General features: G+C 48.6%; 11 protein-coding genes. 3 read left to right on the forward strand and 8 right to left on the reverse strand.

Annotated features, from left to right (window positions below; all coding sequences use genetic code 11):
* Positions 1 to 219: 219 nt before the first annotated feature.
* From preA to BMY78_RS21800, 3 genes are read left to right on the forward strand one after another with little or no spacing between them, the layout of a single operon-like run.
* On the forward strand, positions 220 to 1,515 hold the full coding sequence (preA, locus tag BMY78_RS21790; RefSeq protein ID WP_090903477.1) for an NAD-dependent dihydropyrimidine dehydrogenase subunit PreA: 1,296 nt from the start codon (positions 220 to 222) through the stop codon (positions 1,513 to 1,515).
* Positions 1,512 to 2,951, forward strand: coding sequence for a dihydropyrimidinase (hydA, locus tag BMY78_RS21795; RefSeq protein WP_090903478.1), 1,440 nt, complete (start codon positions 1,512 to 1,514; stop codon positions 2,949 to 2,951). Before preA ends, hydA begins: the two co-directional genes overlap by 4 nt.
* A 5-nt stretch (positions 2,952 to 2,956) precedes the next feature.
* Positions 2,957 to 3,184, forward strand: a complete 228-nt coding sequence (locus tag BMY78_RS21800) for a hypothetical protein (RefSeq protein ID WP_090903479.1) — start codon at positions 2,957 to 2,959, stop codon at positions 3,182 to 3,184.
* A gap of 4 nt (positions 3,185 to 3,188) precedes the next feature.
* On the opposite strand, the gene BMY78_RS21805 is transcribed toward BMY78_RS21800, so the two are convergent.
* The 8 genes from BMY78_RS21805 to BMY78_RS21835 form a co-directional block, all read right to left on the reverse strand.
* The gene (locus BMY78_RS21805) at positions 3,189 to 4,877 is read right to left on the reverse strand and encodes a PucR family transcriptional regulator (RefSeq protein ID WP_256222265.1); all 1,689 of its coding nucleotides are present in this window, start codon (positions 4,875 to 4,877) and stop codon (positions 3,189 to 3,191) included.
* A gap of 433 nt (positions 4,878 to 5,310) precedes the next feature.
* A complete protein-coding gene (locus tag BMY78_RS21810; RefSeq protein WP_090903480.1) occupies positions 5,311 to 8,529 on the reverse strand; it encodes an efflux RND transporter permease subunit in 3,219 nt (1,072 codons plus the stop codon).
* 40 nt (positions 8,530 to 8,569) lie between these two features.
* Positions 8,570 to 9,517, reverse strand: a complete 948-nt coding sequence (locus BMY78_RS21815; protein ID WP_090903481.1) for a TetR/AcrR family transcriptional regulator — start codon at positions 9,515 to 9,517, stop codon at positions 8,570 to 8,572.
* 283 nt (positions 9,518 to 9,800) lie between these two features.
* Complete coding sequence (locus tag BMY78_RS33485; RefSeq protein WP_256222266.1) at positions 9,801 to 9,932, reverse strand: hypothetical protein; 132 nt, start codon at positions 9,930 to 9,932, stop codon at positions 9,801 to 9,803.
* A gap of 363 nt (positions 9,933 to 10,295) precedes the next feature.
* The gene (locus BMY78_RS21820) at positions 10,296 to 10,610 is read right to left on the reverse strand and encodes a DMT family transporter (protein ID WP_090903482.1); all 315 of its coding nucleotides are present in this window, start codon (positions 10,608 to 10,610) and stop codon (positions 10,296 to 10,298) included.
* Positions 10,610 to 10,951, reverse strand: a complete 342-nt coding sequence (locus BMY78_RS21825; protein ID WP_090903483.1) for a DMT family transporter — start codon at positions 10,949 to 10,951, stop codon at positions 10,610 to 10,612. Before BMY78_RS21825 ends, BMY78_RS21820 begins: the two co-directional genes overlap by 1 nt.
* Complete coding sequence (locus BMY78_RS21830) at positions 10,948 to 11,571, reverse strand: TetR/AcrR family transcriptional regulator (RefSeq protein ID WP_090903484.1); 624 nt, start codon at positions 11,569 to 11,571, stop codon at positions 10,948 to 10,950. The genes BMY78_RS21825 and BMY78_RS21830 overlap by 4 nt, the downstream gene beginning before the upstream one ends.
* Before the next feature lie 125 nt (positions 11,572 to 11,696).
* Positions 11,697 to 13,172 carry a phospholipase D family protein gene (locus BMY78_RS21835; RefSeq protein WP_256222267.1) on the reverse strand — a complete coding sequence of 492 codons (1,476 nt, stop codon included), beginning with the start codon at positions 13,170 to 13,172 and terminating at the stop codon, positions 11,697 to 11,699.
* Positions 13,173 to 13,227 lie beyond the last annotated feature (55 nt).

Consider the following 13,227-nt stretch of genomic DNA (forward strand, 5'->3'; position numbering starts at 1 on the left):
AAAACCGTTGAAATAAAGCCGAAATGAGTTATTACAGCAATATAAGACTTCTACGATTCCTTAGATTTTGAATTCACCACATATGAGTCAAATAAGAGGTCTGCGGTTCGTTAGAATTTAGGTGCTATCCAGAAACACCATTACTACGCAGAGAGCCTGAGCACGACCAAATATTCTAGTGTAACTAGTGAGTTCAAACCACACCAAGGAGGGATCGTTATGGCTGACTTATCCATTAATCTGGCAGGTATTCGATCGCCCAATCCATTCTGGCTGGCCTCGGCGCCGCCTACGAATACCGGATATCAGGTTCAGCGCGCCTTTGAAGCAGGCTGGGGTGGTGCCGTCTGGAAGACGTTGGGCGAGCCAATCATTAACACCTCTTCGCGATTTGCAGCCGTTCATTTTGGCGGACAGCGCGTCGCTGGTTTTAACAACATTGAGTTAATATCCGACCGTCCGCTAGAGGTGAATCTGCGTGAAATTGCCGAGACCAAGAGGCGTTTCCCGAATCGGGCAGTGGTTGCTTCTCTCATGGTAGAACCGAAACGGGAGAAGTGGCATGAGATTGTGAAGAAAGTCGAAGCTGTCGGCGTAGACGGGCTGGAACTGAACTTTGGTTGTCCGCACGGCATGGCTGAGCGTGGCATGGGGGCAGCGTCTGGTCAGCAACCGGATCTGGTTGAATTACAGACGATGTGGGTGAAGGAAGTGGCGACCACACCTGTCATTGTGAAGCTAACGCCCAATATCACCGATATTACGGCAACTGCCCGGGCGGCCGTGCGCGGCGGTGCGGATGCGATTTCCCTGATTAATACGATCAATTCCCTGGCGGGTGTGGATCTCGATTCCTGGAATACTGTGCCTCATGTAGGTGGCAAAGGGGCGCATGGCGGCTACTGCGGTCCGGCTGTGAAGCCGATTGCCTTGAACATGGTTGCCGAGTGCGCGCGCAATCCGGCAGTTGGGGTACCCATCTCCGGCATCGGAGGCATATCCGATTGGCGGGATACCGCAGAATTTTTACTTATGGGTGCGACGGGGGTTCAGGTATGCACCGCAGCCATGCATCATGGCTTCCGTATCGTGGAGGACATGATCGATGGCTTGAACGACTATCTGGATGAGAAAGGTCTGCGAAGTGTATCTGAATTGATTGGCCAAACGGTTCCGCGTTATTCCGATTGGGGCAATCTCGATTTGAATTACAAAGTGGTAGCCCGCATCAACCGCGATGTCTGCATCAACTGCAACAAATGCCATATCGCCTGCGAAGACACCTCGCATCAATGTATTGATATGCTGTCTGATCCCTCTGGCTCCTATCTGGAGGTCGTTGAGGAAGATTGCGTCGGATGTAATCTGTGCTCGATTGTCTGTCCGGTGGACGGCGCAATTGAGATGGTAGAGATCGCACATGAACAGGAACCGTTAACCTGGAATGACCGTCAGTCTGCGATTGCCCTGCTGCAATCGGCCAGAGATCAATCCACCAAGGAGGCGATATCATGAGTACCCGCAAATTGATTCGTAATGGAATGTTGGTCACGGCGTCGGATACGTTTGAAGCGGATATCTGCATTGAAAATGGAAAGATCGTGCAGATTGGCATGGGACTTGTGCCGGATGAACGAACGGAGGTTGTGGATGCGTCCGGCTGTTATGTTATTCCTGGCGGGATAGATCCGCATACTCATCTGGATATGCCGTTCGGCGGAACGGTGACGGCGGATGATTTTGCAACAGGAACCGCAGCTGCTGCCTTCGGCGGCACAACGACGGTCATTGATTTCTGTTTGACGCAAAAAGGCCGACCTTTGCTGGAATCCCTTCAGGAATGGCATGCCAAAGCCGAGGGCAAAGCCGCCATTGATTACGGGTTTCATTTGATGATTGGCGAGATGAATGATCAGGTGCTGGAGGAACTGCCACAGATCATTGAAGAAGAGGGTGTGTCTTCCTTCAAGGTGTTCATGGCGTACAAAAACCAGTTCCAGGCCGATGACGGCATTCTCTTTCAGACGCTGCAAAAGGCCAAAGAGTACGGCGCACTCGTCATGGTACACGCCGAGAACGGCGATGTTATTGATCTGCTGGTCCGGCAGGCGCTGGCGGATGGGAGAACCGAGCCGATCCACCATGCGCTTACCCGACCATCCATTCTGGAGGGTGAGGCTACAGGACGTGCGGCCCGATTGGCAGCACTTGCCGATTCACAGCTCTATGTGGTGCATGTTACTTGTGCGGAAGCCGTGGAGCAGATTGCGCGTATGCGAGACATGGGCTACCGAATCTGGGGCGAGACCTGCCCGCAGTACTTAACTCTGGATCAATCCAAGATGGATCAACCGGATTTTGAAGGTGCGAAGTATGTCTGGTCCCCACCGCTGCGTGAAGCCCCTCATCAGGAAGTGCTGTGGAATGCACTCAAGAACGGTCAATTGCAGACCATTGGCTCGGATCATTGTTCGTTTAACTTCAAGGGACAGAAGGATCTGGGGCGGGATGATTTCAGCAAAATCCCAAATGGTGGGCCAGTCATTGAGGATCGGCTCAGCATTTTATATTCCGAAGGGGTAATGAAGGGGCGGATTTCGCTGAATCAGTGGGTGGATTTATGCTCTACACGGGCAAGCAAGTTATTTGGTTTATTTCCGCAGAAAGGAACCCTTGCTGTGGGAACAGATGCAGATATCGTTATTTTTGACCCATCGATCTCAAGGGTAATCTCGGCAGCTACCCACCATATGAATGTGGACTATAGCGCCTTTGAAGGCATGCCAATCCATGGATGTCCGGTGACAGTGCTATGCCGCGGGGAATATGTGATTCGGGACCGGCAGTTTGCCGGAGTGGCAGGCGCGGGCCGTTATGTGAAGCGTGACAAATATGATGCCGGTGCACCATTACCTGTGAGACAGCCAGTGACGGCAGTGAATGGAGGGTGAAGCTGATGTCTGACCATGTTGTATTTGAAGCGGAAAAGATAGCGATTGAACGAATGGTGGCGCAGGGTTATCGCATTTATGCCGTTCGGGAACATCTGGAGGGTGCTCATGTCGTGTGGGGGCACCCCGACCTTCCCGGAGAGAAACAGGAGCAATATGTGGGTACGGCGTCTGGGCGGAAGTGGTTCAGCCAGATCCTGATCCGGCAGCTTCAGGAGCAAAAAGGAGCGTAGAGGGTCACGCAAGTGGCCCATGAACGTATTCATATGCATAGATGGCCAGTTCGATGGCGACGCGTTTCTCGGGGAGGGTATAGTCATCACCCAGGAGTGTCTCAATTTTGTGTAATCTGTGATATAACGTCTGTCGGACGATAAACAAAGCCGTGGCCGTCTCCTGCTTGGAGCAGCACAGAATAAAATATTGTTTAAGCGTACGTAACAACTGGCCGCCTTTTTCGGCATCATAACGAATGACCGGCCCGAGATATTCCTCAATGAAGTTATCCAGACTGCCGCTCTGCTTCATGCTGGCTATAATGCGATAGCAGTGAAGATTGCTGTAAAAGGGCTGCTGCATCACACCGATGTCCTTCTGAATGCGCAGGGTATCCTTGGCTGCCTCAAGGCTGTCTTTCAGACGTGATAGATCAGCACAGCTGTGACCGATGCCGAACAGACCCGAGAAGAGGCGATGGGTCTGTTCCTGTTCATGCTGCTGTAACTGTTCAATGCACCGCCAAAGACTGCTTTTACGCTGCGATCCAGGCAAAGGGTCAATAATAATCAGAATGATCTGGTGGTTTAAAACCGTGCTATATAGGGCGAATCCTTCCCGCGAGAAAACGGAACGGGCAACGATGTTACGTTGAATCAGCAGTTTCTGTAGTTTGAGACTGTCTGTGTAGCTGGGGTTGCTATCGAACAAAATGACAGTACCGTTTCCAGAAGCAAGCTGGGCGTTGGCAGCAGATACATATTCATGAATTTCTTTCGCAGAATGATGCCCGTTAAGCCAGTCAATGACCCACATATCTTCCTTATAGCGTCGTTTTTCCTCCATGTATTTGGTGCGCATCCAGTCCTGAGCAATGGCGGCTGCACAACGTTCAAGTGCCTGAATGATGAACTCATCAGAGGGTCTGTTATGCAGATCCTGATCGTAATCCGGCAGTTTGTCGAGCGTCAGCACCAGATCGGCAAATGCATAATCAAGCGCCTGAACAGGCAGGGTGAGTGCATCCAGTGAATGCACCGAGTGATTCCTCTGCACGGAATGATCTCCCAAATGATCTCCATCGTCCGAATGACCACGACGTGTCAACCACTCCTGCCGACGAATCTCCAATTGGGCTGGAGGGCAGTAGGGAACGGCACTTGCTTCCCCATCCAGTGGATATAACACTACAGGGTAACCCGTTGTGCGAGACAATAGTCGGAGCAGTGGTTGTACACCGTCTCCATTCAAAAGAAGTTGGTTGAACGAGGTGGTGAGGCTGTCGAGCTCGGCAAGCATACGCTGGTGGCTGCGAATCAGGGCGAAATGCAGGTCCTGTGTAATATCGATATAACGTACTTGTTCGTGAAACCAGATCAGTGGGAAATCCTCTTCTGCTGCAAGTTCTTTCATGGGTCCAAGCTGGGACTTGGTGTGAGCCCCCAGTTCGATACAGAGTCCCGCAGCTCCACGAGCAATTAACTGGCGCATGAAAGACAGTCCCTGCTTTTCATCCTCCTGCCAGCCAATGCCGGTCGTCAGCACCAGTTCCCCGCCATTTAGCAAATTGCCTACTTCGGTAACCTCCATGATGTGCACCCAACGCACATATCGCTCCAATGCCCGTTCACTGGCGAGCACCTCAGCCTTGCGGAACACGGGGCGTTTCAGCATGTCTCTCATCTGAATATGCAGCGTCGTTTCCCCCACACCATCACCGTCCTTCCCACAAATACATGCAGTTTTACATACCCGCTTTGTAAGTCGGGCTTCTGAAGAGCGTACTGTTTTGATGAGATGTATTGAAGGCATCATCTGACCGGAAGCCGTGAACTTACATAATTAAGCCATATTATAAGTCCGTTTACAGCAGATGGGTTGAAATCTAACGTCCATTTGTTTTATTTAACAAAATGATCTCTTCCTTTTATGAAATAAAACAAAATGGATTATTTCTATGTAGTTCTATCTGACATCTAGATGTTTCTATGACCGAGGCTAAGAAATTATAGTAAATGTAAAACACCCCTTAGCCGCAGATCAGAATGTACAAACCATTCTAATGTGGACTAAGGGGTGTTCTAAGTTAGAAGCTCATCTTAATTCTGACTGATGATTTGATTTGATCAACAGAAGGTGTCGATTAATCTTCAATTCTTTTCTTTTTGAACTTCATCAGGAACTCATACACGATTGGCACGATAACCAGAGTCAGCAGCGTGGAGCTGATCAGACCGCCGATTACGGTAATTCCGAGACCTTTCGAGATGATCCCTGCGCTTTCTTCGAGTCCTGTCACCAGTGGCAGCAAGGCACCAATGGTAGCCAGAGCTGTCATCAGAATTGGACGCAGACGCGTTGCTCCGGCTTCCAGCAAGGCTTCACGAGTAGGCATTCCCTCTTTTTCCTTGTGAATAACACGGTCGATCAGGACGATGGCGTTGGTGACCACGATCCCGATAAGCATCAGTCCACCCATCATGGCAGATACATCAAGCGTACCACCAGCCACGAACAGGCCGACCATAATACCAATGACGGTAAATGGCAGGGAGAACAGGATAGCAAATGGCGCCAGTCCACCGCCGAACGTTACGACAAGCACAAAGTACACAATTGCAATGGCTGCCAGCATGGCCAGACCAAGTTGGGTGAACGTGTCATTAATCTGTTCGGTTGTACCGCCAAACTTCACTTCAACACCATCTGGCAGATCCAGTTTGTCGATGTTCGCCTGCAAGTTTGATGATGCTTTTTGTACATCGGAAGCGAGAATGTTGGCAGTCACCTGTGCGACAACCTTACCGTCAATACGCATGATGGAGTTCGGTGAGGTGCCTTCTTCCACTTTGGCGACATCTTTGATTGGTACTTCGATGCCGAGTGGTGAAGTGACTTTTTCGTTTTCAATATCAGCAATGCTGGTAAATGTCTTTTTGTCAGTCTCTACATAGACTTTATACGTTTTGTTGTCGATATCCACTTCTGTGAGCACAGGGCGTTCACGTGCAGGGCTGAGCGTCATAGCCAGTTGGCCTGCAGTCAGACCCAGCGAGCTCAGTTTCTCCTGATCCGCGACGAGTGTGTATTGCCCGTAGGTATCGGAGAGTGTGGTGTCGGCTTTTTCAAAAGATTCCGTATCTGCTTCAACCAGTTTCAGAATTTCATCCGAGACAGGTTTGATCTGATCTACATTGTCACCATAGATGGAAAGGCTCAAGCTGCTGCCTCCCAGACCCCCGGACATGTCAAGCTCACTCCAGGTTCCTACAGTAACTTCTTTCTTCAGACCTTCCACAAGTTGTTCTTTCACTTTTGTAAAGTCTTTCGTATCTTCGTTATATTCGATATAGAAGAGAGCAGAGTTGGAGCTGCCTCCACCCATGCTGCTCAGTGGATTGCTGCCGCCGATGGAGTACTGCATTTTCTCCAGACCTGGCTGCGTTAGCAACCACTTCTCGGCTACAAGTGCTTCTTTTTCTACATCCTCACGCAGAGCTCCAGTTTCCGGGCTGTACGTAATGGTCACATATTTATCCTGTTGTTCCGGTAAGAAACTTGCACCGATGAACGGATAGAGGAACAAACTGCCGACCAGCAGCAATACAGCAACGCCGACCGTGATGAGTTTATGTGATAATGTCCAGTTCAAGAGTCGTTTGTAACCTTCTGCCATCTTACCTGGTTTTTCCTCATGATTCTGCTTGTTCTTCAGACCTTTGCGGAACAGCGTGTGTGCCAGCATTGGTACAATCGTAACTGCCACAATCAGGGATGCCAGCAAAGCGAAGACCATCGTCAGGGCAAATGGCATGAACAGCTCACCGACCATACCGCTTACCAGTGCCAGCGGCAGGAATACCGCAATGGTTACGATGGTGGAAGAGAGGATCGGAATGAACATTTCCCGGGTAGCTTCCCGGATCAAATCACGGCCTTTGAGTTTTTCTCCCTTGAGTGTCAGTCTGCGATAGATATTCTCGATAACAACGATGGAGTCATCGACAACCCGTCCAATCGCGACCGTCATGGCACCCAGGGTCATCATGTTCAGCGTAATGTCCATCATATTCAGTGCTGTCAATGCAATGAGCAAGGAGAGCGGGATAGAGACAATGGAAATAATGGTGGAGCGAATATCACGCAGGAACAACAGGATGATCAAAATGGCAAACAAAGCACCAAACATCGCTTTGAACAACATCGTGTTTACGGAGTCCTGAATAGGTTTACCTTGGTCAAGCAAAACAGTCAAATCGGCGTTTTTGAACTGCGTTTGCAATTCTTCCGCTTTGTCTTTAACCGCCTTAACGACATCTACCGTATTGGCATCATTGGACTTAACGATGGAGATCCCGATGGATTCCTTACCGTCTGTCCGGGAAATGGATTCCGCCTGACCAATGACTTCAATTTTGGCGATCTCGCTTAATTTAACCGTTGGAATTCCAGGTGCGTTAGCGGCACCTGAAGTACTGCCCACGCTGGCATTTCCGCCAGCGGCTTGTCCTGCAGCCTGGTCAGCACCTTGCGCAGAGCCTTGAGCTGCCCCGCCAGCTTGTGCGCCGGCGCCTTGTGGTGCTGTGGCAGAACTACTGCCTGCTCCTGCACCGCTTGGTACAACCGGAATGGCGAGATTTTTCAAATCATCCAGATCGATGATATTGCCATCAACAACAACAGCTTTCTGCGCTTTGTCCAGTTCGAACAGTCCGAGTGGTACACGGACAGAAGAGCCTTGAACGATACCGTTGACTGTATCTTCAGTCAAACCGAGTTCATTCATTTTTTTCTGGTCAAACTTCAGTTGAACTTCCTTAACATATTGGCCGGAAACCTGGACTTGAGCTACACCCTCAATATCTTCGAGTGCAGGCTGGATATCCGTTTCAACAAGTCGAGTCAATTGTTCCAGATCGCCGCCGTCCTTGTCAGACAAGCTGAGCGAGACAACCGGGAAGGAGTTGATGCTGAACTTCGAGATAGTTGGTTTCTGTACCCCATCCGGCAACTGCACCTCATTCAGTGCTTCGCGTACCGCTGCGGTAGCATTGCCCAGATCAGTACCATAGTCAAATTCGAGGGTGATGGAAGAGGCGTTCTCCATGGAGGTGGAGGTGAGTGTCTTAATTCCCTCTACATTTCTTAAGGTCTGTTCGAGTGGCTTGGTGACATCCTCGACAATACCTTCTGGAGCTGCCCCTGGATCAATGGCCGTAATACTCAAGAAGGGCACATTGATGTTTGGAATGGTCTCCTGTTTCATCGTCAGTCCGCTGTACAAACCGGCGAAGGAAACGATGATGGTCAGAATCCAGATCGCAAACTTGTTGTTCAGTGAAAAATTAATAATTCCTTTCATACGATGGTTTCTTCTCCTCTCTGTTTCTCCCTGTATTTCTTTATTGTTGTGACGAGTCAGCCTGGATGAACCGGCTATACATGGCATCCATAATATGCTGAAGCTCGGAGTGCAATGGCTGGATGACAGGAATGTGATCCAGATTGCGCATCATGCCCAGAATAATGGCACGTCGCGGTGTGAATTCCATCATTTCCTGTCTCAGGATGGCGATGGTCTCCAGCGCGTCATTGCGCAATTGCCCTGGAGGCATATCCGAAGTGATGATATCCTTCATCTGTTTGATGATATGAATGGGATGACGCATCATTGTGGAATCTGTATCTGAATCGCTGCTCCATGCTGGCCAATGTTCCAAAGGAACCAGAGGGGCGGGGCGTTGATCGAGTAATCCGCGAGCTGCATAATCAATCGTTTGCAGCATGTTGCTTGCCATCTTGGATACGGTAAGGGAAGGCATTTCCGTAAACCAGATTTTGATGTAGGAGAGGAACAGACCATGCGTGAGCAAAATAAGGTCTATGGTATAGGGTTCAATCTCCGGTCCGTACATATCCTCCAGTTTGTCCTTAAACCAGTGCAAGGTACGGACCTCCAGATCCTTGTTCTGCGGTTTGCACTTTTCCTTGCGATTCTGCTCTTCATCCATCATCATGCTGCGCATTTGCACGCGTAAAAATTCCTTCAGCTCGGATACATGGCCAAGCAGTGTTTCAATCTGTTTGTGCAGACGTTCTCTCGAAGTGAGCCCAGCTTCGTGTTCAATCTGGGACATTTCGTCCATGAGCGTGAATATGCAGTACTCCATAGTACTGGCCTCTAATTCCTCTTTGGATTTGAACATGAGGTAGAGGCTGCCTTTCGACATCCCGCATATCTCTGCAATCTCCTGCATGGAGGTTGCAGCACTGCCTTTGGCGGAGAACAGCTTGAGTGCTGTGGTAATAATGAGCTTTTTCTTCTCATTCATTTCATGGATAGGGTTCATTAACGATACATCCACCTCACCTGCGGAACTTATGAGTTCTTGAATTGACTTTAGGGTCAAATTAAGTATAAGCGATAAAGACAATGGAATTCAAATGGGAGAAAAATGGAAAAAGAAGAGGGTGTATTTTAAGGGGACTGGAGCATTTTTTCTACGTAATGAAGACGCCATAAAGGCAGTATAATGAGTGACAATATGTTCATTGCAATGCAATATGTATCATAATCATGAGTATCCAAGGTAGGGCGCAAGAAGTTGGCATGATGAGTTCAAAATAATTTTTTCAGGCTCCGCCCTTAAAGACGTAAATGGCTAGGAGAATGATGGCTACAAGAGCAAACAAATAAAAGGCTCCCACAGCAATCAGGAAGATGTACCCGGTTAAAGAACCCATGCGCGCGAACAATTTCTTCATCAACACGACATCCTTTCTTACGTAACAGAGTGTGAGGAGGTTTCCTTTTATATCATATCCCAAAAAGACGACTTACTGAACGAAGTCGTCTTATTTATAACTGAGCTTAAAGCGGTGTAACGAACCGAGCACACGCTATTCGCTCCTATTTGCTCAAGTATGAGTTCTAACGAATCGTAGAGGCTTTATTTCGTCAAATGGGTTGTTTTTGCAAGTTCTGCCCAGTTTTGTACCACAATAAGTTGCCTGAAGTTCGTTAAACTTTACAATTTGCAATAATCCACCTATTAAGGTGCGGTAGGTTCGTTAGCATCTTGAAACTACCTCCGGCAAAACCTCTTCTGTGTTTCCTTACATTATATCTTACGTAATCAGTTTCAATCCAATCGCCGCCACCAAAATCATGGCAATAAACAGCAACCGCTTTGCTTCCTTCCGCTCACCGAACAGGAACATACCTGTAAGCGTACTGCCCACCGTACCAATTCCAGTCCACACCGCATACGCGGTACCCATGGGAATGGACGTCATCGCATAGGATAACAGGGAGAAGCTGAATACGAACGATACAAGCATGAGCACGATATAAGGCCAGCCCTTCCGGGAAGAAGCACCATTAATGCCGATGACGCCAAAAATTTCACATATGCCTGCACCCACAATTGCCATCCAAGCCATTATGCTTCACCTCCTTTTGCCGATTGTTGATCCGTGACCAGTTTCAGTCCGATCACACCACATAGCAGCAGACCGATTAACAAAACTTTGGCTAGTGAGAATGCTTCACCAAATAGCAGCATTTCAGTCAGTACCGTACCTGCGGTACCAATCCCGGTAAATACGGCATACACCGTACCCACAGGCAATCTTTTGGAAGCAGCGATGATTAATCCAAAGCTCAGGATGATGGCCAGGGCCGTCAAAGCCCATTCCCAAACATTGGAGGCGTGTTTCAGCCCACTTACCCATACAATCTCAATGAGCCCTCCGACAAATACATATAACCAGTTGCGGTTCATGATGATGAATCTCCTTTCGGCACAACGGGCTGTGCCTCTTGTTTCAGATGATGAATGCCATGCCAGTAAACAGGCCAGGAAGCTTCAATCCGTCTCTTGTATCGACGTGAACTTCCATAAATAATCTCAACTGTGATGCCATCGAGAAAAGTCATAAAGGCAATCGCAGCTTGTTCCGCTGGAACAGCCTGTAATTCTCCCTTGCGTGTCGCTCTTTGCAGCAGCCGTGTCAGTGACCGCTCCATACCGTCGAGAAACGGATAAACTAGATCCATCACTTCGTTATATAGCGAAAGCGGCGGGAAATAGCACATACGCAGCATAAAGCGGGCAGAGGCGTTACAGTTATACTCTTGCTCAAACCATATCAGCAGACCCTTCAACCTTTGTTCCAGAGGAAGATCGGCGTGGTCACGGAAGTATTCCAGCGTTCGACGCTGAACCTCCTTGAAGGCATGCGCAAGGGTGTGCAAAAACAAGTCATCCTTGCCGCTAAAATGTGCATATATGGACGGTTTTTTAATCCCGACTTCGTCAGCAATAGCTCTTAAGGAAGCTCCTTCATATCCATCTCTTGCAAAATAGAACAGGGCAGCATCCCGAATCGAATGTGCAGTCATTAATATCACCTTCCTAACGGTCGTTAGGTAACCTATATTTTCACATTTTACATTCGCTGTCAAGGCACAAAAAACGCCTGCACGATAGTGTACAGGCGGGTTTATGCTTGAGATTTTATCTTCAATTAGAAGGTCGTTAAACCCAAAATCAGTTGCAGCTTATATACGATTTCTTTCAAAAATGTAGTCTTCTCCTGAAATTCATCCAGGTTCAGGGTGAACTCGGCATCTTCATTATTCCAGATTCGATCAAAATAATTCGCGATATCTTGAGTAAATGAGTTGTCTGGTGGGGCAGCCACCCAGAGGTCATTTTCCAAATTATAATCATTCATGTTTCTGGGGGTGAAGTTGGTCGATCCTCCAAGGACGATGTGATCCCCGGTGCCTTTGGCAATGTACATCATCTTGGTATGATATTGCTCCTTGGTTGTGTTATACCAGCGAATTTGGATTTTGCCATCCGATTTATCATGCAACTCCGCAGCTACAGGACGATTGGGAATGCCGGTTTTCTCCTGACCAAAAGCATTTTCGTTCGGGTCGAGCACAAGCCGTATTTCGGTTCCCCGTTTCGAGGCTTCGAGCAGGGCGTCCAGAACTTTGGGTGAAGCGATGTAGAACATGCCCATCCATAAGGTATCACCTTTTGTGGATTGATTGATCTCATGGAGCGCTGCGTCATTCACTTTGCCCTCGGTCAGATAGCGAATTCGCAAATCTCCCTTATTCGGATCTGTCGAAGGAGCAGTGTAGGAAGGAAGCTTTCCCCCGCCTGAGAAATTCAGCACAGCCTGTTCCGACTCAAGGATATCTCCGATGATCGGTCCGCTTATTTCAAAAGCAATGTTCGAATGATAGGCACTGGCATCATGAACATTGCCTGAGGACACAATAGCCGTCTTCTCACTGACCACCACTTTGCGATGGTTGGCCTTCACATTGAGCAATTTAAGGTAGGAACGCACAGTAACATCCGGTCCATCGGTTGCCATCAGGTTCGGAATCCAGCCATTCCCGGATTGTCCAAACCACTGGAAGAAGGTGCGCCAGACTGCGGAGTAGACAGGAGTGGAGTCACGTAAAGGGTCCACATTTGTAATGGCCACGTGAATTCCGGCCTGTTTCATCTGCTCCAGTAACGGGTTGGGTGCAGAGTTGTAGTTGGTGTTCACTTCATCCGTAATGAACCAGATATCCATATCGGGTTTTTGAAGCTTTTTGGCAATCAGTGTTTCCGTAAACTCGGTGCTGATGGGTGGAAATTGCTGACCTTTGTGCTGGTAATTATTGAATAAAAACATATCAACGACGACGAACTGTTCAGCGTCTTCAACGATCTGTTGCATGCGCTGGAAAATCTGCTGTTCGTGCTCCATCTGTCCATCAGCGGATGGATAGGTCAGATCATGCAGAAATTGCACCTGATCCACACGGTATTCAGGGCTTTCATAGGAAATGCCAGCTGGTAACGGTTTATACGTCTGGTAGAGCATGACGCCGATGAGCCATAGCACCAGTAGTAGGAGACCTGTTCGTATGTATGGAAATTTGCCTCGTGAAGATTTGCGGTCGGATGTTTGGCGGCGATAAGAAAACAAAAATAACTCCCCTTTCTGAACGTGCTGACTTCTATTACCACCCGGATGACAACAT

Source organism: Paenibacillus sp. OK076, from assembly GCF_900110055.1.
Lineage (GTDB): Bacteria > Bacillota > Bacilli > Paenibacillales > Paenibacillaceae > Paenibacillus.

What these genes read in the sequence shown, in the direction of transcription:
- preA (WP_090903477.1), top strand. Translation starts at nt 220, where the DNA reads ATGGCTGACTTATCCATTAATCTGGCAGGTATTCGATCGCCCAATCCA.
- hydA (WP_090903478.1), top strand. Translation starts at nt 1,512, where the DNA reads ATGAGTACCCGCAAATTGATTCGTAATGGAATGTTGGTCACGGCGTCG.
- BMY78_RS21800 (WP_090903479.1), top strand. Translation starts at nt 2,957, where the DNA reads ATGTCTGACCATGTTGTATTTGAAGCGGAAAAGATAGCGATTGAACGA.
- BMY78_RS21810 (WP_090903480.1), bottom strand. Translation starts at nt 8,529, where the DNA reads ATGAAAGGAATTATTAATTTTTCACTGAACAACAAGTTTGCGATCTGG.
- BMY78_RS21815 (WP_090903481.1), bottom strand. Translation starts at nt 9,517, where the DNA reads ATGAACCCTATCCATGAAATGAATGAGAAGAAAAAGCTCATTATTACC.
- BMY78_RS33485 (WP_256222266.1), bottom strand. Translation starts at nt 9,932, where the DNA reads ATGAAGAAATTGTTCGCGCGCATGGGTTCTTTAACCGGGTACATCTTC.
- BMY78_RS21820 (WP_090903482.1), bottom strand. Translation starts at nt 10,610, where the DNA reads ATGGCTTGGATGGCAATTGTGGGTGCAGGCATATGTGAAATTTTTGGC.
- BMY78_RS21825 (WP_090903483.1), bottom strand. Translation starts at nt 10,951, where the DNA reads ATGAACCGCAACTGGTTATATGTATTTGTCGGAGGGCTCATTGAGATT.
- BMY78_RS21830 (WP_090903484.1), bottom strand. Translation starts at nt 11,571, where the DNA reads ATGACTGCACATTCGATTCGGGATGCTGCCCTGTTCTATTTTGCAAGA.